At 30.2% G+C, this 20,913-nt stretch carries 21 protein-coding genes; 4 read left to right on the plus strand and 17 right to left on the minus strand.

Annotated features, from left to right (window positions below; translation table 11 throughout):
* Window positions 1-97: 97 nt before the first annotated feature.
* Both CXF68_RS05610 and CXF68_RS05615 read right to left on the minus strand, forming a co-directional pair.
* The gene (locus CXF68_RS05610) at window positions 98-598 is read right to left on the minus strand and encodes a methylated-DNA--[protein]-cysteine S-methyltransferase (protein WP_101043358.1); all 501 of its coding nucleotides are present in this window, start codon (window positions 596-598) and stop codon (window positions 98-100) included.
* Complete coding sequence (locus CXF68_RS05615; RefSeq protein WP_101043359.1) at window positions 591-1,355, minus strand: TatD family hydrolase; 765 nt, start codon at window positions 1,353-1,355, stop codon at window positions 591-593. The genes CXF68_RS05610 and CXF68_RS05615 overlap by 8 nt, the downstream gene beginning before the upstream one ends.
* 34 nt (window positions 1,356-1,389) lie before the next feature.
* On the opposite strand from CXF68_RS05615, the gene CXF68_RS05620 reads away from it, so the two are divergent.
* Window positions 1,390-1,872: a retropepsin-like aspartic protease gene (locus CXF68_RS05620; protein ID WP_101043360.1), complete on the plus strand. Its 483-nt coding sequence runs from the start codon at window positions 1,390-1,392 to the stop codon at window positions 1,870-1,872.
* Between the two features lie 53 nt (window positions 1,873-1,925).
* On the opposite strand, the gene CXF68_RS05625 is transcribed toward CXF68_RS05620, so the two are convergent.
* From CXF68_RS05625 to CXF68_RS05635, 3 genes are all read right to left on the minus strand, one after another.
* Window positions 1,926-2,777, minus strand: a complete 852-nt coding sequence (locus tag CXF68_RS05625; protein ID WP_101043361.1) for a hypothetical protein — start codon at window positions 2,775-2,777, stop codon at window positions 1,926-1,928.
* Window positions 2,778-2,913: 136 nt separating this feature from the next.
* Window positions 2,914-4,101, minus strand: coding sequence for a pyridoxal phosphate-dependent aminotransferase (locus CXF68_RS05630; protein WP_198553755.1), 1,188 nt, complete (start codon window positions 4,099-4,101; stop codon window positions 2,914-2,916).
* A 23-nt stretch (window positions 4,102-4,124) separates the two neighbouring features.
* The gene (locus CXF68_RS05635) at window positions 4,125-5,216 is read right to left on the minus strand and encodes an acyl-CoA desaturase (RefSeq protein WP_101043362.1); all 1,092 of its coding nucleotides are present in this window, start codon (window positions 5,214-5,216) and stop codon (window positions 4,125-4,127) included.
* A gap of 146 nt (window positions 5,217-5,362) precedes the next feature.
* Here CXF68_RS05635 and rsmG point away from each other — a divergent pair, with 146 nt between their 5' ends.
* Window positions 5,363-5,992 (plus strand): 16S rRNA (guanine(527)-N(7))-methyltransferase RsmG, encoded by a 630-nt coding sequence (gene rsmG, locus CXF68_RS05640; RefSeq protein WP_101043363.1) that lies wholly within the window; start codon window positions 5,363-5,365, stop codon window positions 5,990-5,992.
* A gap of 75 nt (window positions 5,993-6,067) precedes the next feature.
* On the opposite strand, the gene CXF68_RS05645 is transcribed toward rsmG, so the two are convergent.
* The 4 genes from CXF68_RS05645 to CXF68_RS05660 all read right to left on the minus strand — a co-directional run bounded on the left by CXF68_RS05645 (window position 6,068) and on the right by CXF68_RS05660 (window position 8,931).
* A complete protein-coding gene (locus CXF68_RS05645) occupies window positions 6,068-6,673 on the minus strand; it encodes a protein-tyrosine-phosphatase (protein WP_101043364.1) in 606 nt (201 codons plus the stop codon).
* Between the two features lie 17 nt (window positions 6,674-6,690).
* Entirely contained in the window at window positions 6,691-7,158 is a 468-nt protein-coding gene (locus tag CXF68_RS05650; protein WP_101043365.1) for a DUF6428 family protein, read from the minus strand.
* A 48-nt stretch (window positions 7,159-7,206) separates the two neighbouring features.
* Entirely contained in the window at window positions 7,207-7,536 is a 330-nt protein-coding gene (locus CXF68_RS05655) for a helix-turn-helix transcriptional regulator (protein ID WP_101043366.1), read from the minus strand.
* A gap of 486 nt (window positions 7,537-8,022) precedes the next feature.
* Complete coding sequence (locus CXF68_RS05660) at window positions 8,023-8,931, minus strand: LysR family transcriptional regulator (protein WP_101043367.1); 909 nt, start codon at window positions 8,929-8,931, stop codon at window positions 8,023-8,025.
* Between the two features lie 93 nt (window positions 8,932-9,024).
* Between CXF68_RS05660 and CXF68_RS05665 the strand changes: the two genes are divergently transcribed.
* Window positions 9,025-9,624, plus strand: coding sequence for an NAD(P)H-dependent oxidoreductase (locus CXF68_RS05665; RefSeq protein ID WP_101043368.1), 600 nt, complete (start codon window positions 9,025-9,027; stop codon window positions 9,622-9,624).
* A 111-nt stretch (window positions 9,625-9,735) separates the two neighbouring features.
* Here the strand turns inward: CXF68_RS05665 and CXF68_RS05670 are convergent, their stop codons facing one another.
* The 7 genes from CXF68_RS05670 to CXF68_RS05700 all read right to left on the minus strand — a co-directional run bounded on the left by CXF68_RS05670 (window position 9,736) and on the right by CXF68_RS05700 (window position 16,952).
* The gene (locus tag CXF68_RS05670) at window positions 9,736-10,314 is read right to left on the minus strand and encodes a hypothetical protein (RefSeq protein WP_101043369.1); all 579 of its coding nucleotides are present in this window, start codon (window positions 10,312-10,314) and stop codon (window positions 9,736-9,738) included.
* A 39-nt stretch (window positions 10,315-10,353) separates the two neighbouring features.
* Window positions 10,354-10,752 carry a heme-binding protein gene (locus CXF68_RS05675; RefSeq protein WP_101043370.1) on the minus strand — a complete coding sequence of 133 codons (399 nt, stop codon included), beginning with the start codon at window positions 10,750-10,752 and terminating at the stop codon, window positions 10,354-10,356.
* Window positions 10,753-11,051: 299 nt separating this feature from the next.
* A complete protein-coding gene (locus CXF68_RS05680; protein WP_101043371.1) occupies window positions 11,052-12,284 on the minus strand; it encodes a DEAD/DEAH box helicase in 1,233 nt (410 codons plus the stop codon).
* A gap of 68 nt (window positions 12,285-12,352) precedes the next feature.
* A complete protein-coding gene (chrA, locus tag CXF68_RS05685) occupies window positions 12,353-13,474 on the minus strand; it encodes a chromate efflux transporter (RefSeq protein WP_101043372.1) in 1,122 nt (373 codons plus the stop codon).
* Between the two features lie 59 nt (window positions 13,475-13,533).
* Window positions 13,534-14,613: an HpaII family restriction endonuclease gene (locus CXF68_RS05690; protein ID WP_101043373.1), complete on the minus strand. Its 1,080-nt coding sequence runs from the start codon at window positions 14,611-14,613 to the stop codon at window positions 13,534-13,536.
* Window positions 14,610-15,875 (minus strand): DNA cytosine methyltransferase, encoded by a 1,266-nt coding sequence (locus tag CXF68_RS05695; RefSeq protein ID WP_101043374.1) that lies wholly within the window; start codon window positions 15,873-15,875, stop codon window positions 14,610-14,612. The genes CXF68_RS05690 and CXF68_RS05695 overlap by 4 nt, the downstream gene beginning before the upstream one ends.
* Before the next feature lie 162 nt (window positions 15,876-16,037).
* The gene (locus CXF68_RS05700) at window positions 16,038-16,952 is read right to left on the minus strand and encodes a glutaminase (protein ID WP_101043375.1); all 915 of its coding nucleotides are present in this window, start codon (window positions 16,950-16,952) and stop codon (window positions 16,038-16,040) included.
* Window positions 16,953-17,215: 263 nt separating this feature from the next.
* Here CXF68_RS05700 and CXF68_RS05705 point away from each other — a divergent pair, with 263 nt between their 5' ends.
* Complete coding sequence (locus CXF68_RS05705; protein ID WP_101043376.1) at window positions 17,216-17,860, plus strand: YceI family protein; 645 nt, start codon at window positions 17,216-17,218, stop codon at window positions 17,858-17,860.
* Window positions 17,861-18,021: 161 nt separating this feature from the next.
* On the opposite strand, the gene CXF68_RS05710 is transcribed toward CXF68_RS05705, so the two are convergent.
* Window positions 18,022-20,856 (minus strand): pitrilysin family protein, encoded by a 2,835-nt coding sequence (locus CXF68_RS05710; RefSeq protein WP_198553756.1) that lies wholly within the window; start codon window positions 20,854-20,856, stop codon window positions 18,022-18,024.
* Between the last annotated feature and the right edge of the window lie 57 nt (window positions 20,857-20,913).

Here is a 20,913-nt window from a genome sequence, read left to right on the forward strand (position 1 = left end):
GATTTAGATAGGAGTATGCGAGTTATCTATAAAAATAGTTTTTTTTCATTTTTTAGACAAGCTTAGTTAAATTAAATTTTTGGCTATCGCTCTGCGATTAAAACAATGTTTGTTGTTTACAGCCACTTTCATGTTCTAATAACCATTTTTTTCGCCATATTCCACCAGCATAACCTGTTAAAGAGCCATTTGAGCCTATAACTCGATGACATGGAATAATAATCCAAATTGGGTTTTTACCATTTGCAGAAGCAACAGCTCTAATTGCTTTCGGGTCGCCAATTTGTTTTGTTTGTTCTAAATAAGTGTTGCTTTTTCCGAAAGATATATTTAATAATTCGTTCCAAACAGTTTGTTGAAAAACTGTTCCTTTCGGATTTAATTTTAAATCAAAAACAGTTCTTGTTCCTGCAAAATATTCTTCTAATTGAGTTACACAGTTTTGTAAACAAATTGGAATATTTTTAGTTTTTGTCATTTCGAGCGGAGTCGAGAAGTCATCATCTAAAACAGATACTGATTGAATTCCATTTTCATTACCAACAATTTTGGCGGTTCCTATTGGAGTTTTATAATATGTGGTTTGTGTGTTAGACACCAAATATATCTTTAGAGTTTTGTGTTGTAATTTCGGCAATTTCTTCGAAAGTTAAACCGTAAATGTCAACTAATTTATCTACAACATTACTAACATAAGCACTTTCATTTCTTTTACCACGGTAAGGAGTCGGTGCTAAATAGGGTGCGTCAGTTTCTAAAACGATGTGTTTAATATTTATTTCGTTTAAAAATTTATCAATTTTTCCATTTTTAAAAGTAGCAACACCACCAATTCCTAATTTCATATTATATGACAGGGCTTTTTTAGCTTGCTCTAAAGTACCTGTAAAACAATGAAAAATACCGAATAAGTCATCTCCTTTTTCACTTTCTAATACTTCGAAAATTTCATCAAAAGCTTCACGACAATGAATTACAATAGGTAATTTCTTTTCTTTAGCCCATTGAATTTGAGTTCTAAAAGCTTCTTGTTGTTGTGTTAGAAATGTTTTATCCCAATATAAATCAATTCCTATTTCTCCAATAGCATAAAAATTACGTTTATCAATCCATTCTCTTACATGAGCAAGTTCTTCCTTATAATTCTCTTTAACATAGGTTGGGTGCAGTCCCATCATTAAAAATACGTCGTTAGGGTAGTTTTTTTCTAAGTCAAGCATTCGTTCTGTAGATCCACTGTCTATTGCTGGTATAAAAAAACGGGATACTCCAGCGCTTTTAGCGCGTTGCATCATTTCGTCTCTATCTTGGTCAAATTCTTCTGAATATAAATGTGTATGTGTATCGGTAATCATTTATGTATATTTACAATAAGCAAAAGTACGAGAAATGGCAAGTTTGAAAAAAATATTAAAGAAAAAGAAATACCTTAAAATAAAGCTCAAAAAGATAGTAACAAATCATTTAGAGTTAAAAGCAGAGATAAATGGGGTTAAAGGTAGATTTATTTTAGATACAGGTGCATCAAATTCTTGCGTTGGATTAGATTTAATTGAACATTTTAAATTGATATCTGAAGAAAGCGAAATAAAAGCTGCTGGCGCAGGAGCTACAGATATGGAGACTCGAAAATCAGAAAGTAATAGTTTAAAAATAGGTAAATGGAAAACGGCTCAATGCAATTTGGTATTATTTGATTTAAGTCATGTTAATACCGCATTAACGCAACATGATGCTGAAAAAGTTGATGGAATTATCGGTGCTGATATCTTAGAGAGTGGAAAAGCTTTTATTGATTATGACAAGAAAGTACTTTATCTTAAAAAATTAAATAAAAAGAAGCGAAAAAAAATGATGAAAGTTCCGTTTTAGGTTTTTTCTAGTTTTAGGATATCGAAATACTCTTTGTAAATTATTATTTTTTATTAAAAAGCAGCACTTATTAAGTTTAGGTAATTTATAAGTTCTAAAATGATAAGACCAAAGTTAATAAAGGTTACATAATAGGATATGGTTTCTAATTTGTATCGTTTACTTTTCTCAACAGGTACTATTTTAGATAAAAAGAATAGCACGAAAAGCAAAAAACCACCAATCATTGGCATATAGTAAACAATAGTTTGTCCTTCCCCAAAAAATAGCGAAAAGCTAAGCGAATTACCAAATAAATAAGTAACAATCCAATTAATACTAAAAAACATAAGCTGTAGGATTAGACTGCTTAAAAGTGGTGTAATAAAATCATCTTTTTCTCTTTTCTCATGTTCTTTAGAATTAAGAAAAATTATAATGTAAAAAGGGCAAAAGGAATGTATGAGTAACCTAAGCCATAAGTCTATTTTTAGTATAGGTAGGTTTGATGTTAAGAATTTTGGATAAGATAATATATCAAAAAAATTAAATACAGTTAAGGTAAGTATCGATAGTACAAGTAAAGGGAAAAATATAAAGCCCATAATATTACCTTCCATTCCTTTTAAATAAGTACGTAAAGTAAAAGCTGTTATTAGCCAAGTAATAGATGAAACAAATAAATTTTTAGGTACAAAAGCTTCCCAGAAATTAAAATCTACATAAAGATTACAAAGATAAGTTAAACCGAGTATAGCGGTTAGATAAATTGAGTAGAAGAGTAAATACGGGACTAATTTAAGTCTCGTAACATTTGTTCCTTCTTTAGTAAAGAAATGTGAATCTTTTTTAAATGAAAAAGTTATAAAAATTAAAAAAGAAAAAGGGTTAAAAAGTATATTAGTAATAGCAAGTAATATATTCATTTTAGGTTCAATAAAAACTTTTGAATGTTTGGTTTTCTCTAAGCTCTGGTTTTGTAAAAATATCTTAAAAGAAATAAAAAAGGGTAGTAATTTTAAAATTACTACCCTTTTTATCTAAAAATATTTTGAATAAAGATTAACTTAAGATCTCTTTAATTCTTTTAATAGCTTCGCGTAATTGTAATTCTGATGCTGCGTAAGACATACGAACACATGCAGGTGCTCCAAAAGCTTCACCAGTAACGGTAGCTACATTTGCTTCTTCTAATAATAACATAGAAAAATCACTAGCATTCTTAATTTCTTTTCCTTTAATCGTTTTACCAAAGAAAGCAGATATATCTGGAAAAACATAAAAAGCACCTTCAGGTACGTTCAATTTAAAACCATCAATTTTACCTAATAAATCTAAAACTAAATCTCTACGAGTTTTAAATTCGTCTACCATGTATTGAACTTTACTTGGCTCAGCTAAAACAGCTGTAATTGCAGCACGTTGTGCAATACAATTTGTTCCAGAGGTAATTTGTCCTTGCATTTTTGTACATGCCTTTGCAATCCATTGTGGAGCGCCAATAAAGCCAATTCTCCAACCAGTCATAGCAAATGCTTTTGCTAAACCATTTACGGTAATTGTGCGATCATACATGCTTTCGATAGCACCAAAACTAAAAGGCTTGGTACCATAATTAATATGTTCATATATTTCATCAGATAAAATATAGATATTCGGATAATTTTCTAAAACTTTAGCTAATGCTCTATATTCAGCCTCACTATAAATAGTACCACTTGGGTTGTTAGGTGAATTAAAGAAAATCATTTTTGTTTTAGGCGTAATTGCTGCTTCTAATTGTGCTGGAGTAATTTTAAAATCATCTTCAATAGAAGAAGGGATTTCAACAAATTTTGCTTCACATAAAGTAGCAATTGCTGAATAACTTACCCAATAAGGAGCTGGTAATAAAACTTCATCTCCGGGGTTTAATAAAACCTGTGCGATGTTAGCGATAGATTGTTTAGCACCAGTTGAAACTACAATCTGATTAGGAGCATAGGTTAAGTTATTATCACGTTTAAACTTTACGCAAATTGCTTCTTTTAATTCTACATATCCATCAACAGGAGTATATGAATTATAATCTTGGTTAATTGCTTCAATAGCGGCATCTTTAATAAAGTCAGGTGTGTTAAAATCTGGTTCACCTAAACTTAAACTAATGATATCTCTTCCGGCTGCTTTTAACTCTCTTGCTTTAGCTGCCATTGCTAAAGTTTGCGAAACAGGTAAACTGTTAATTCTGTTTGATAATGCGTTTGACATTGTGTTGTTAAGTTGTGTGTTGTTTATGCTAATTTTGGTTCTTTACCTAAAGAACCTAATTGTTTAAAGTGCTCGATAAAAGCTCTTGTCATTGTTTTATATTCGTTGTATGGCAAATTAAATTCTTCTGCCGTTTCCTTTACTATTTTCGCTAATTTATTATAATGAACATGCGAGATATGAGGAAAAATATGGTGTTCAACTTGGTGATTTAATCCACCAGTATAAAAGTTAACTAACCAGTTTTTAGGCGCAAAATTAGAAGTAGTATATAATTGATGAACTGCCCAAGTGTGTTCTAAATTACCGTCTTTATCTGGTAAAGGCATTTCTGTATTAGGTACTACGTGTGCTAATTGAAAAACAACACTTAAAATCATCCCTGCTGTATAGTGCATAATAAAGAAACCTATTAGAATTTTCCACCAAGCAATATCCATAACAAGTAATGGTAATACAAGCCATAAAGTATAATAAGCAATTTTAGAAACAACTAATTTTGTCCATTCTACCTTCGGGTTTGGGAACTTACCGTACGATAATTTACGTTTTAAATAACTACTCATTTGTTTGAAATCAGTAGTAATAGCCCAATTAATAGTTAATAATCCGTATAAGAAAATTGAATAAAATTTTTGAAATTGGTGTATAGGTAACCATTTTGAATGTTTAGAAAAGCGAATAATTCTACCAGCATCAATATCTTCATCATGCCCTTTAATATTGGTAAAGGTATGGTGTAATACGTTGTGTTGTACTTTCCAATTATATACATTTCCTGCTAAAATGTAAATACTACTACCCATTAATTTATTTAGCCAGTTTCTACTTGAAAAAGAATCGTGGTTAGCGTCGTGCATTACATTCATACCAACTCCAGCCATACCTATACCCGTAATCGTAATAAGTAAAGCCATTGCCCATTGTGGCATACTTACGGTTAAAATTAATATAAAAGGAACTAAGAAAGCAGCAAACATAATAATGGCTTTTGAATATAGCTTCCAATTACCTGTACGTTTAATATTGTTTTCTTTAAAATATGTGTTAACTCGTTTGTTAAGAGTTCGAAAGAACTTTACGTTGTTTGTTCTAGAGAAGTTTATTGTCTTCATTTATTGTGTATTATAAATTGCAAAAGTAAACGTTTTTACTAGATGGTTATGGCTCTTAGGTAATTTTTTAACAAGAAACATATCTTTTGTTATATAAATGACAATTACCAATTAGTTTTTTATTTTTGCAGTGAAAAAAATAATCAATGGAACTTATAAAAAAATACTTTAACGATTTAACTGAAACACAGTTAGAACAGTTCTCTAAATTACAAGGTTTGTATGAAGATTGGAACTTGAAAATTAATGTTGTTTCTCGTAAAGACATTGATGAATTATATTTGCGACATGTTTTACATTCATTAGGTATTGCTAAGGTTGTGTCTTTTAAACCAGGTTCTAAAGTGATGGATGTTGGTACAGGTGGAGGTTTCCCTGGAATTCCGTTAGCTATTTTATTTCCTGAAACACAATTTCATTTAGTTGATTCTATAGGTAAAAAGATAAAAGTAGTAAACGAAGTAGTTGAAGGTTTGGGTTTGTTAAACGTAAAAACAACGAACGGACGTGTAGAGGAGGTTAAAGATACGTATGATTTTATTGTAAGCAGAGCCGTTGCACAAATGGAGACTTTTGTTGGTTGGACAAAAGGAAGGATTGCTAAAAAGCAAAACCACGATTTAAAAAACGGAATTTTGTATTTAAAAGGTGGCGATTTAACCGAAGAGTTAGAGAAATATACATCAGCAACAATTTATAATTTGCCAGATTTTTTTGAAGAAGAATTTTTTGAAACTAAAAAAGTGGTGCATTTAGGAATGAAATTTAAGAGCTAAATAAGTTCACTAAAAAGTAATAAAAAAAGGCATTTGATTAAAAATCGAATGCCTTTTTTATATTAATCAAAGTTTTTATTTTTTAATAACCGAAAATACGTAGTCCATTTCCGAAGCAATTAATAAGCAACATGCAGCATATTTTTCTTTTTCTAAAGGTGTGTTATCATATGCCTTCGGGTCTTCAAAAGTTATAGGAAAACGACCTTCAGCTCCTGTTATAAAAGGGCACCCATCATCTGCTTGCGAACACGTCATAATTGCTCCAAATTCTGAAACAGGATTAAAATTATTGTCATACTTTTTAGAAAAACCAATTATCGGTAGCCCGTTATTCGTATATTTTATAGCAAAAACGGGATTGTTATTGTCTGATAATTGTTGAATTTTAAATCCAAAATCAACCAAAGTATTAACAATTGTACCATTCATTCTAGTAGCTTCTGTACCGCCAGAATATGTATAAACATTGTTAATATTATAATTATAAGCCATTACCTGTGCCCATATTTGAGATAAATGACTTCGCCTAGAATTATGAGTACAAATAAAGTTGAGGTTAATAACCTTTTTTTTGTTTACTTTATCTTGTATATATTGTGCTAAGGAAGCCAATATTTCTTTTCTTTCGTTAGAAACTTCAGGTAAGTTATGGATGCTTTTATTTATTTGAGCGTACATTTTTTATGTTTTAAAAATTAACAACAACCAGAATTTGGGTCGCAACTGTTTTGTACTTGTATGTTTGATAATTTTACTTTTGGCTTTGCTTCAGGAATTCCACAATTATCTTTTGCTAAACAATCAGTTTGTTTTGTTGTGAGTAAAAAATTTGTTCCGTCGAAATCTAAGCCATATTTACCAATTGTAGCACCTTGGTACTCTACCTCAATATCTAAATCAGGAATATTTAATGTTTTTTCTGAAAGTTCAATAATGTGAACTAATTTTTCTGGATGTAACCTGTGATCATAATCATCAGCTTTCCATAATTGAAAGTTTACAACCTCTTCGTTTCTTATAGTTCCGCCACAGTCAATAAAGTTTTTAGTTATTTTTCCAACCTCAGTTACGTGAAAATGATTAGGTACTAATTCTCCATTAGGTAATTTAAAAGCAATTGTTTTTAATGACGCTAAATGTCTTTTAATTTCTGATAATTTCATGTCTTTTTATTTTAATTGTAATATTACGATGGATTATTGTAAATTTTTTTAACAGCAATTACTTGAGTTTCCATCAAGATTTAAAAAGCTATTTAACAATGTTTTTATTTGTTTCCAGTTGTCTTGGTCTATGCAATAACAAACACTCGTACCTTCTATGTTGCCTTTAATAAGTTTCATGTTTTTTAGTTCCTTTAAGTGTTGAGAAATAGTAGGTTGTGCTAATCCGATTTCGTTTACTAAATCACCACAAACACAAGAGTTTATTTTAAATAAATGTTGTAAAATGGCAATGCGAGCAGGGTGCCCAAGCACCTTTGCTATTTTAGCAAGATCATTTTGTTCTGGTGTAAATATTTCTGACTTGGTGAGTCCCATTTTGCTTAATTAATATATTGCAATATTACGATTAATAATTGATCTAACAAAATTTGGCTTATTTTTTATAGTAGTTATGCTTGGCTGTTAAAAAAATAAATAGGTTTTGATTCTTTAATTTTTTTTGAAGCTATTTCCCGTTTTTCGCACTCGCTTTTTTTAAGAAAAATAAAAAAGAGCTCAAACAAATGCTGCAATCGGGGCTAACCACTTTACATCGTTTAGGTATGCTTTTTTAGAGGGGTATTAATGTTTTCAGAGGTTAGTAGTTAAATACATACTGTTAAGTGTTTGGTTTTGATTTTTTTGATTAAATTTTTATTGTCGGTTCGAGCGCAGTCGAGAACTACTGTTAGCCTGTTAAAAATAGGTTTCGACTGCGCTTAACCAGACATTTCTCAAGGTATTTCAATTAAAATATAGATACTGACCTCTAAATGTTTTAATTAAGTTATTTATACACTGTTGTAATTAAACGTGTTGCTTTTACTCTTTGTATTTTAACGATTCTTCGGTTATGATAGTTTCTATTATGGTTGCTGCAACTTTTAATTTTTTGTTCTTTTTTTTAGCGAAGTAAAAAATATCTTTTAATTGATTGTTACTTTTCCATACAAGCTTTAGGTTTTTATTTTCAAGTTCCTTAGTGCATAAAAAACTTGGAATTAACGCAATTCCTTTACTTGTTTTTAAACATCTAATAATTGAATTCATGTTTGGAACAATGTAATTCGGTTTATTGTACTCTTTTTTATTAAAGTTTGTAAGCCAAAATTGTTTTATAAACCCAGTTACATTAGAAGAACTATACCAAATTTGCTTTTTAAGTTCATTTTCCAATGATTTCCAATCTTTGTCCTTAATAGCATCTTCTACTTTTTGAGTGTCTGTTTTATTATTTGCAACTAACCATATATTTTGATGAAAAAAAGGAGTGTAATCGATATTTTGATTTGTGTTTTTTTTAGGTGTAATAACTAAATCTAAAATACCTTCTTCTAATTCTTTTAGCATTTGTGGGTATTCCCCAAAATGTGCTATAATGTCAAAATCAAAACTACTCATATTGGGTTCGAAAAAAGTTTGAAAAACTTCAGAACACATTCCTATACTTAGCGTTTGCCTAATACCGTTTCCTATTTTTTTGAAATGATTTTCTGATTTTTCTAATTTTTGTAAAGAGTCTAAAATATAGTCATACAAAATTATTGCTCTTTCTGTAGCAATCATATTTCTAGATGTTCTCTCAAAGAGTTTGTAGCCTACGTACGATTCTAAAGAACTAATATGTAAACTAACTCCTGGTTGTGAGGAAAATAGTTTTTTAGAAGCTCTTGTTAAATTTCCTTCTTCATATACTGCCTTAAACGTTCTGTACCATTCTAGGTTTATCATTACTATTAATTTTATAATACAAAGGTATGATTTGTGTTATTTTAGTTATACGTTATCTTGCTATATTTTTGTGTGATATAAAAATAAATATCAATGAAAAATATATTAATAATAAATGGCTGGCATGCGTTTGCAGCTGCAAAAGGGGAATTCAATAAATCTTTATTTACAATTAGTAAATGTTTTTTTGAAGATAAAAATAATTATAAAATTAAAGTGACTGAAATAAATGAAGTGTACGAAGTAGAAAAGGAAGTTTCGAAGTTTGTTTGGGCTGATGTTATAATTTATCATACACCTATTTGGTGGTTTTCTGTACCCTTTAAGTTTAAGAAGTACTTGGATGAGGTGTTAACAGCAGGGTATAGAAATGGACTTTGGAATAGTGATGGAAGGAATGCAGAAAAACCAAAAATTAATTATGGTACAGGAGGTTTGTTAAATGGTAAGAGTTATATTGTAACAACAAGTTGGAATGCGCCTGAAGAAGCATTTAGTTTACAAAACGGGTTGTTTAATGAATTAAGTGTTGATAATAGTGCTTTATCTGGCTTTCATGCAATGAATAAGTATTTGGGATTAAGTTTAATAGCGTCTATACCGTTTTATGATGTTGAAAAAAACGCAAATATTATTGAAGAACTTAAGAAATATGAGTTATTTATTGATATGTGCTTTAAGTCTTTTAACTAGTTTTAGTTGATTTAATTTTAAGCTGTTAAGGTCGTTTTCTAAAACCGTTTATTTGTACTTTGCTTTAAATAAGCGGTTCTATTTGTGTTTAGAGAGTAGATTAATTTCTTGTTATCCGTCAAAATCTCCACAATCATGAACTTCAAATTTTACTAAGTCTTTTTTTAAGGTAAAATATTTACTAATTAATAGGTCTTTATTTTTAAAATCAGCATTAATGATTTTTAATTCATATACTGGATCATTGGCAATTCTTAAAAACTGAAAGCTATAATTCTTAGTATTAATTTCAATCTTATTTCTATTGGTTGAAAGCTTTATAATTTTAAAATTTAATTCGGTTTGAGTATCACAGACATTGGTTATAAAAATACTATGATTCTCAATTCTAAATTTAGCTAAATCACAGTTATAGCAGTTTCCTGAAAAAGCTAATCCATATTTTTTATATACATCCTTTTCTTTTGCATTTAAAATTTCGATCGGAATTAAAGTAGCTAATACAACGTTGTTTTTTTGAATTTTAATACGGTCTTTTTTACTTGCTTTATTTGTTGTTTTTTTAAGAGTGTCACTTTTTAATTCTTTAACCTTAGATGTGTTAATTTTATCATTAACTTCTTTTTCTTTTTGTGGTTTACAATTTAAAAAAGAGATTAAAATTAAACCGAATACAATATTTTTTAGCATGCTTAATTGTTTAGTGTTTATTTAAAAATGTAATTATTATTAAATAGCATTTGCACCAGCTTGGGCTACTTCAAAATCATTTTCAACCGTACTACCACTTACTCCAATAGCGCCAATAATTATGTTTTGTTCGTTTTTTATTGGTATTCCTCCAGGGAAAGTAATTAAACCATTATTAGAATGTTCAATATTGTATAAAGGACCTCCAGGTTGCGATAATTGTCCAAGTGCTCCAGTGTTTTTACCAAAAAGACTCGCTGTTTTTGCTTTTTTAATAGCAATATCAATAGGACCCAAAAAAGCATCATCCATGCGTTCGAAAGCAACTAAACTTGCGCTTGAATCTACCACAGAGATACTCATTTTAGTATTTAAAGCTTCGGCTTTTAATGCAGCAGCCGCAATTACTTTTTTTGCTTCTGTTAAAGTTATATTCATAATGTTTGTAGTTTTTAAAAACTATTAAATAGAGGAGTAAAAGTAAAGATTTGTTTTTTATAATAAGAATAGACAGTTATCTTAAAAAAGGAGCTTTTCTATTTTTAAGAGACCTTTAAATATATTTACAAAACTTAGTAAATAGGCTTAGCCCCGATTGCAGCATTTGTTTGAGCTCCTCGCAGAGAGCGAGTGCGGAAAGTGGGAAGTGGCTTCGACTAATTTTTATATAAAATTTAAAACCTCTCCAATAGATTTGAAGAGGTTTTGAAAATATATATATTACGAGTAACTTTTATTTAATACCAACGTTTTTTCTTCTTTTTAGAAGCTTCAGACTTACGTCCTTTTTTGTTCTTACTAATGGTATTCGGTTGTTTTATATGTTTTGGTTTTACTAAAAGAAAAGGATGATCGTCAATAATTTTTATTGGCCTTTCAGTAAATTCTTGAATTGCTTTAATGTAACTAGTTTCATCGGCTCCGCAAAAAGAAAATGCAATTCCAGATTTTCCTGCTCTACCAGTTCTACCAATTCTGTGTACATATGTTTCAGGTACATTTGGTATGTCTACATTAATAACAGCATCAATCTTGCTAATATCAATACCACGGGCAGCAACATCGGTAGCTATTAAAATATTTACTTTATTGCTTTTAAAATCTTCAATGGCTTGGTTACGTAAAATTTGTGTTTTATCTCCGTGAACACTTGTTACTTTATAACCATTTTTTGTAAGTGTTTGCTCTAATTTATCAACTCCGTATTTTGTACGTCTAAAAATAATAATACGTCCTTGTATGGTATTACGCAATAGGTGTAAACATAAATCTACTTTATGTTTTTTAGGCGTATAATATAATAATTGACCAATTTTGTTTACTGTATTGTTTGTAGGAATTACATTAACCGTTTCTGGTTTATATAACATTGCTTTTGCTAAATCACTTACTTTCTCTGGCATGGTTGCAGAAAAAAGTAGTGTTTGTTTTTTACGAGGACACAGGGCTTCAATTTTTCTTACATCTTGAATAAAACCCATGTCTAACATTAAGTCAGCTTCATCTAAAACAAAGGTTTTTAGTACACTTAAATCGATACTTCCTTGTTCATGTAAATCGATAAAACGACCTGGAGTTGCAACTAATACATCAATTCCTTTTGCTAAAGTTTCTTTTTGAGGTTTTATAGAAATACCACCGTATACTACAGCAGCTCTTATATTGGTGTGTTTACCATAGGTGTTAAAGCTTTCTTCAATTTGTATTGCCAACTCTCTAGTAGGACTTATAATTAAAGCTTTTATTTTCTTTGGACCTTTTTCAGCTTCCTGTTCTTGTTCTAAATTATGAATAATAGGTAAAGCAAAAGCAGCTGTTTTACCTGATCCTGTTTGAGAACCAACAATTACATCTTTTTTATCTAGTACTAACGGAATCACTTTTTGTTGTACTAAAGTAGCTTTGTGATACCTTTCTTCGCTTAATACTTTTAAAATTGATGGATTAAGATGTAAATCTGAAAACTGCATTGATTATTTTTTTTGCAAAGATAATCTAAATGAAGCGATATAAGTTCGTTTGCTTTATTTTTGAATACTTATATAAAAGTTAAAACAAAACCAAGAAGAGCACCACCTAAAACGATAAAAGCACTGTTTAGTTTTTTAAAACCAAAAACAACAATTAAACTAGTAATAGCAATAACAATTGTTCGCCAATCTACTAAAGTATCTTTAGCCATATTTATACAAACGGCTATAATTAAAGCTACAGCGGCAACATTTACAGCATCTAAAACCGAACGAATAATTTTAGAATTCCTCATTTTTGGTATTAACGGATTTAATACCAAAACAAAAACAAACGAAGGAAGAAAAATACCAAGCGTAGCTACAATTGCTCCGGTTATTCCGTTTAGTTGCCACCCAATAAAAGTGGCAGTAGATAAAACAGGACCAGGTGTTATTTGACCAACTGCAACAGCATCTATTAATGCTTGCCTAGTTAACCAACCATTTGCTACTAATTCTGAATCTAAAAAAGCGAATAACACGTAGCCACTACCATATAATATGGTTCCTATTTTTAAGAAAGTCAACAATATTTTTATATTACTTAAGTTTATAAACTCACTTGCTTGAAAAGCAAATAGCGGAATAAAACTGTATAAATTGTTTTTGTTTTGTTTGAAAAAATACAAGCCGATACCTAAAAGTCCACAACCAAAAAGTGTTGCAATTTCATTAACGCCTAATAAGCAAGAAATCAAAGCAATGATTCCTAAAATGGCTAACTCCGTATTTTTTATTGCTTTTTTACCAAGTCTGTAGCCTGCCATTATTATAATAGCAATTACTGCCGGCTTTATACCGTAAATAAAAGGTTCAACTTTTGGTAACTGACCATACTCTTGATACAACCAAGCAAAAATTGATGTGATAATCACCGCAGGAAAAATAAAACTGAATCCCGCAACGACTAAGCCTTTCCAACCTGCTCTTTCATGACCGCAATGCATCGTCATTTCTGTTGAGTTAGGGCCAGGAATTAAATTAGTAGCTCCAATAAGATCTAAGAAATGGGCTTGCGTCATCCATTTTCTCTTTTTCACCACTTCATCTTCCATCATAGCAATATGAGCAGCAGGACCACCAAAACCAATACTTCCTAGTTTAAAAAAGAGTTTTGCTATTTCTTTTAAGTCGTTTTTTTGAGGCATTTAAAGGTGTTTGTGAAAGGAGGTATTTTATTTTTAAAAGCAGTTTAAGTTGCATTAACCTATTTTATGAATCTAATCTGTAAATTAAGTTTAAAATATAACTCTCCATTTTCTTCGTAAATAGAACCAAAATCATGTCTGCTAGAGCTAGCTGTATCTAGTTTTGTGTTATTGAATAAGTAATTTTCAAATTCGTTTTTGTTGTAAATATGGTAGCATAAGATGTCTCCATCTTCTTTTACAACGAGGTATCCACCAGTAGCATCATATTGTCCAGTCCATACTTTAGAAGGCATCATTCCTAAAGCAACATCAGTTAAAAAACGTTTGACTTTGTATTCGTAGAATTTATGTTCGTTAGAAACATCAAAAAATAAAGGATTTTTATCAGCTGTTCTATGAGTTAAATCAGTAACACTTGATTTACTGCTAGAATAAAATTCATAAATAATTTGAGATAATATTTCGGGTAATTTACTGTCGATAAGAATCAAATTGTTTGAAAATATTTGTCTTTCAGTTTTTACAAAATTAAATTGCCCATTTGAGTTTAAAACGAAATTAATTCTATCTATTATTTTACTTCTAGAATCAATAGAATTTATCTTATTAATTTCTAATTTACTTAATTTTAAATTTGAGATTTTAAAAATAAAGTTGGTTGTTTTTCCTGCGTTGAGGAGAGTCGAAGGACTTCCTAATTGTGATTTTATACTAAACCCTAAAGTTGGTTGTTGATTTGTTCTTTGGTCGTGAATAACAATTGTAATATCTGTTTTTACAGTTGAACTGGCTTTTAAAGAAATGCAATTAATAGATTGCATAAATTTTTCAATCTCGGGAACTGAAAAAGTTCTCTCTTTGCTAGCTTTTATTTTTTCAAGTAAAATTTTTGCCTTTTCTTTAAATTCTGTAATTGCAATTTTTAGAACTTCTTCCCTTCCAGAAATAAGTATGATTTCATCTTGAATTGAATACTCAAAATCATCATTTTTTTCTGTTCTTAAAACACGTAAAATCGGGTAAACAATTCCTTCTAGTTTTTCAATTTCTTTATTTCCAAGAAATAACTGTTTATCTCCAAGTAATTTAAAAAGAGTGTAAACTTCACTCCATTCTCCTTTATTTCCCGTAATCATAAAGCCTTAAGTTTTTCTATGATTTTTTTTGCAGTTGCTTGAATAGCTGGAACCGCAACAGAGTTTCCAAATTGTTTGTATGCTTGCGCATCTGAAACTACAATCTTATAACTGTCAGGAAACCCTTGTAATCTAGCCCATTCTCTAGGTGTCATTTTTCGAATACCTTCTCGATTAACATCTCCTTTTATATGAGTTATTGGTGTGAAATCTTTTAACCTAAAATCATAAACTAAGTTTCTTTCCCTTCCCATCCCTCCACATAGAACTGCATTTGCAGTTCCATTATTTGGAATAATTTCATAGCCAAACCCGTTTCCTTTACTAGCATGTCTTGCTTTATGATTTCTTAATGTATTTAAATAAGTTTCAGACAAATAATATTTTACAGAAACAGTTTTAGTTTCTAAAATATTTTCAAGAGTTGTTGTTTTATTTATTGGTTCTGGGTATTCGAATTGGGTAATGTTTAAATCTTTTCTAAATCCAACAATAAATATTCGTTCTCTGTTTTGTGGAACTCCAAATTTTTTCGCATTCATTACTTGCGGTTCTGGTACAAAATACCCCAAATCTTCTCGTAAAACATTTAATATTGTAGCTAAAGTTTTTCCTTTATCATGGCTTCTTAAGCCTTTTACATTTTCTAGAAAAATAGCTTTAGGTTTTTTCTTTTTAATGATTTCAGCAACATCAAAAAATAAAGTTCCTCTAGTGTCTTCAAATCCTCCTCGTTTTCCTGCAATAGAAAATGCTTGACAAGGGAATCCAGCGCATAAAACATCAAACCCGTCTGGAATATAATCTTTAGTTGCTTTTTTTGTTATATCTCCAAATGGTGTTTCTCCAAAATTAGCCTTATAAGTCTGTTTTGAATACTTATCCCATTCGCTTGTAAAAACACATTTTCCTTTTAAGTTTTGTAAGGCTAATCTAAATCCACCAATTCCTGCAAATAGGTCAATGAATTTGAAATCAGGGTTTTTAGGAGCTGTAAAAGGGACTTTTTCTTGTTGAAAAATTAAATATTGTAATGCTTCTTCTGCAACTAAATTTGATGTTTTTTGTTCAGGAAATTTATATTCAAATAAATTTTTAACGTGCTCTATTGCATCAGGTTTGTAGAATTGAGAAACCCCATTTCTATGGTTATGCAAATAGTGTGTAAAAGCAGCTTCTGTATCTTTATCAGCTTCTATAAGTTTTATTTTGAATTTTTTATCTTCAAAATTTTCAATCGATATTTTTTCTTTTAGCAGCACTTTTATCTAAGTTATAAGAGCGGCAAGTTACGAAAAATTTATCATCCTTAAGTGTGTGAAAAGCAATGTAGGTGATAGTTTTCTTAGCTTTTTACTTATGATTAACTGTATAGTTAAATTAAACTAGCTAAGCTAGCATCTGTTGAATGAGAACTAAGTTCTCTAAAAAATAGACTGTTCCGACAGTGTTGTAAAATTCTCTAAAAAATTCATTCCTTTATAAGAATTCCCTTTTTCATTTAATTTAGGGCTCCAAACCGCAATACTATATTGGTTTGGTAGTATGGCAATAATACCGCCACCAACGCCACTTTTACCTGCTAGTCCTACTTTAAAAGCAAATTCACCAGACTCATCATAAAAACCACAAGTTTGCATTAATGCATTAATTCTTTTCGATTGGCTTTTTGTTAATATCTGATTGTTGTTATGCGGTGCTTTACCATTGTTGGCTAAAAATAAAAACAAATCAGAAAGATGTTCGCAACTTAGTTCTAAAGAACATAGGTCAAAATAAAAATCAAGCACTTTAGTGGGCTCGTTTTTTATGTTTCCGAAAGATTTAATAAAATTACAAAGTGCAATATTTCTGTAACCTACAGATTTTTCTGAAGCAGCTATTTTTGCTGAATAGTTAATATCGTTGTTACCAGAAAGACTTCTAATAAATGCCAATAAATCTTCTTTAGGATTGCTTAAATTACTGATAAGGATATCTGAAATTACAATTGCACCTGCGTTTATAAAAGGATTTCTTGGTATTCCATTATCATTTTCTAGCTGTACAAGGGAATTAAATGCAGTACCAGAAGGTTCAACACCAAGTCTGTCCCATATCGCTTCACCAAGTATTTTATAAGCGAAGCAAAGTGATAGTACTTTAGAGATACTCTGGATTGAGAATTTTTCTTGAAAATTTCCTAAGCCATGTTTTAAAGATGAGGTTGTAGAAATATGAACACCGAATTTAGTAGCATCTATGTTCGCTAATTCAGGTATGTAAGAAGCCAGTTTTCCTTCGTCTTTAATGTCACTTATTTTCTTAAAAACTTCCTGAATTACTTCCTTATGATTCATATTGTTAATTTCAATGTTTTTTACTATTTAGTGAATGATTGAAGGTGAAATACCCTTGTCGATTAAGTATCGTTTTAGTTTTTTAAGTCCTTTTTTGAGACACCTTATACATTTTACGCTTTGGTTTTCAAAAGTAAACATATAAGTTTTTTTACTTGCTACTATTTTAAGTTAAATAATGATTTTGCACTTTTTTTACATTTGATTCACACATTTGATGTCAACTCCCAGCTACTTTTGTAGAAACATTAAATATAAAAATCATGGATAAAATAAAAAAAGGTATGCTGTTGTTAACCGTATTTGCTACGGTAATTATTGTAAGTGGTTACACTAAAACTGCAGATACTGATAAAAAAAACGAAACAACAGCGAAGTTATATAATAAGCAGCATAGCACTATTAATATGTTTGTAACTCACGGACATTGTAGTACTCCTTTTACCGGTGTAGTAGACGATTTAAAAGTAGATTACCCAATACGATTAGATTTAGGAAATCCACTAGAAAACATGCATATTTCATTTGAGGTAAATCCTAATTCATTTAGAGTATGTAGAGGAGATAAAGATGATTTAACAGCAAGAATTAAAACACCAGGAGTGTTTGTTGGAGAGAATGATGAAAGAATCACCTTTAAATCTACTAATGTTTATACTATGGGAATCGACTGGTATCAAGTTAATGGAATTATGTCGATAAAAGGAGTTGAAAAAGAAATGAAGTTATTCGCTACAGGAATTAGAAATCCAAAAGAACAAGTAGCAAGTTCGTTAGTTTTACAAGGTCAGATAAATTTATTTGATTGGGGAATTGATTATGATAAGATTGTTAACGGAAAGTTAGATACTGTACCAACTAAACTATTGTATATAAATATGAAAGTTGAATTAGAAACTCTTTTCTAGATGTTTTTTTCGCTATCTTTTTAAAAATATCAATTAGCTTTCAACGATAGTAAAATTATTAAAAAACAGGTTGCCAATTAAACAAAAAAACAACCTCAAATGAGGTTGCTTTTTTATAATAATAGTTTCATAACGCTATTTAAAATATAGCTAAGAAAAGATTAAAGTTTAATTTTTTCTTTGGTATTGTTTAATAAAACAGGTTTACCAAAACCTAATTCATTTAAACGATCTAATTGTGTTTCAGCGTCACCAACAAATAACCAGATCATTTTATTAGGATTCACATATTTCTTTGCTAATTCTTGTACTTTTTCAATTGTCATTTCATTTACAATTTTCTCTCTGTCTTTAACGTAGTCAGCATTTAAATTGTAAGTACTAATGTTTTCTAACATGTTTAATTTAGCGCCCATAGTTTCAAATCGTCTCGCATTACTTTTAATTAAAAAACCTTTGGTAGTTGCTAAGTCTTTTTCAGCGTAATTAATAGGGTAATTTGTAATGATGTCTTTTACTAATTGAGCAGATTCTAACGTAACATTGGTTCTAACTCTACTAGAAATAGTAAAAGTACCTTTCGCTTTTGTACCGGTAAAACGAGAGCCAATACCATACGTATATCCTTTTCCTTCTCTTAACTCTTGCGTTAATTGAGAAGCAAAACCACCACCACCAAGAATGTAATTCATTACCGTTGCCGAATAAAAATCTTTATCTGTTGCAGCTAAAGCAGGAGCACCAAAACTAATTACAGTTTGTTTTGATTTAGGTACATCGTAAAAATAAACTGTTGGTTTTGTAGGAGCTTCTGGAGTTTTAAAAACTGGAATTGTTACTTCTTTAGCAGTCCATTTAGTTGTTAAGTTCGTTAAAGAAGTTAACGCTTTTTCTTTAGCAACATCACCAACAATATGCATTTTTGCAACTGATGGAGATATGTAATTAGAATAGTATGTTTTTAAATCGTCTAAAGATATTTTTTCTACAGATGCAATGGTACCTAAGGTGTTTTTAGATCTGATATTATCTTTACCGTAAATCAATTCATTATATACATTTCTTGTTACCGTTGTAGGGCTTGCTTCTTGCTGACGTAAATTACCAACTACCGATTTTTTTATTAATTCAAATTCAGTAGCATCCCAACGTGGTTCTAATAATATTTCTTCAACTAAAGCGATGGTTTTATCGTAGTTTTTAGCTAAAGTAGTACCGCTTATTGTAATGTTCTCTTTAGATGCATACACGCTAATTGATGCCCCTAATTCTTGAATAGCCTCTTCTAATTGAGCAACTGTTTTATTTTTAGTTCCTCTATTCATTAAACGAGCAGTTAGGTTTGCTGCACCTAATTTATCCATTTTTTCTAATAGTTGACCACCATCCATAACCAAGTTGAAACGTACTAAAGGAACTTCACTGTTTTCGATACCGAAAACTTTAATTCCGTTCGCTAATTCGTTATTCCAAATAGTAGGTACATTTAAAGCAGGAGATTTACCATAAACAGGTTCGGTTGCTCTTTCTATTTTAGATGGAGTTTTAGTGTATTCAGCAGCAGTTTTAGAATCGAATTTTTCTTCAGCTCCAATAACAATTTTCTCTTCTTTTATAATTGCTTCTTTAGACCCTTCTAAAGCTAATTTTACCATTCCTTTAGGAACAAAACTAGTAGCGATAAAGTTTTTACCTTTAATGTAGGTGTTGTAAGCACGCATTACATCTTCTTTGGTAACATTTAAAGTTAAGTCAATTTCTTTATTGATAAACCCAGGGTCTCCCGCATACGTATTGTAAGAAGCTAAATTTGTTCCTTTACCAAGTACGCTAGATAAACTGTTGTAAAAATTAGTTTCTAGTCCAGCTTTAATTCTGTTTAAATCTTTATCAGAAATACCCTCTTTTTCGAATTTGTTAAAAGCAGTAGTAATACCGTCGCTAACTTTATTTAAATCAACATTATTAAATCCACGAATACCTAATTGAATTTGACCAGCTAGCTCAGAAGACCAGTTCCACATACTAGTAGATGAAGTAAGTTTTAAATCATCAACCAAAACAGTATTTAAGGGCGCTTTTTTTCCTTGAGATAAATATTCGGTTAAGATATCTAAAGCGTATGAGTCTTTATGGTATAATGCTACAGTTGGCCACGCAAATGTTAACATTGGTAATCTTGCAAAGTTATCTTCAAAATATAAAGACTTCGATTCATCAACTTTACCTGGTTTTTTAACTAAAGGCGTAATTTCTTCTCCTCTAGGAATTTCATTAAAGTATTTACGAACCCATTCTTTTGCTTTTGCAGGATCAAAATCTCCTGATAAAACTAAAGTTGCATTGTTAGGAACATACCATTTTTTAAAGAATGCTTTTACATCGCTTAAAGTTGCGTTTTGTAAATGTTCTAAAGAACCTATTACTTGCCAATTATATGGATGATCTTTTGGGTATAAGTTACGATCGATAATTTGTTGATTAAATCCGTACGGACGATTGTCAACACTTTGTCTTTTTTCGTTTTTTACTACTTGTTTCTCTTTTGCTAAAACAGGATCGGTTACTGTATTGATAAACCAACCTAATTTATCAGCTTCTGCCCAAATCATTTTTTCTAAAGCATCATTTGGTACAGTTTGTAAATAGTTTGTTCTATCTCTAGAAGTAGATCCGTTTGCACCAGAACCACCAATTCTTGCACTCATTTTGTCTAATCCACCTTTTCCAAGGTTTTCAGATTCTAAAAATAATAAATGTTCAAATAAATGAGCGAAACCAGTTCTTCCTTCAATTTCTCTTGCTGAACCTACGTGAACCATAAGTTCTACGGCTACAACAGGATCTGACTTGTCGGTATGTAAAACGACTTGAAGACCGTTTTCTAATTCAAATTTTTCAAAAGGAACATTAAGAGCAGTGGTTTTCTCCTTTTTTTCTGTGCTACAAGCAATAAAGAGTATTGCGGTTGTAAATAGTAGAATTTTTTTTATCATTATTTTGTTATTTATATGCGTTTTTGAAGACGATAAATATACATAATATTGATTTTT

Origin of the sequence: Tenacibaculum sp. Bg11-29 (assembly GCF_002836595.1) — a bacterium.
Lineage (GTDB): Bacteria > Bacteroidota > Bacteroidia > Flavobacteriales > Flavobacteriaceae > Polaribacter.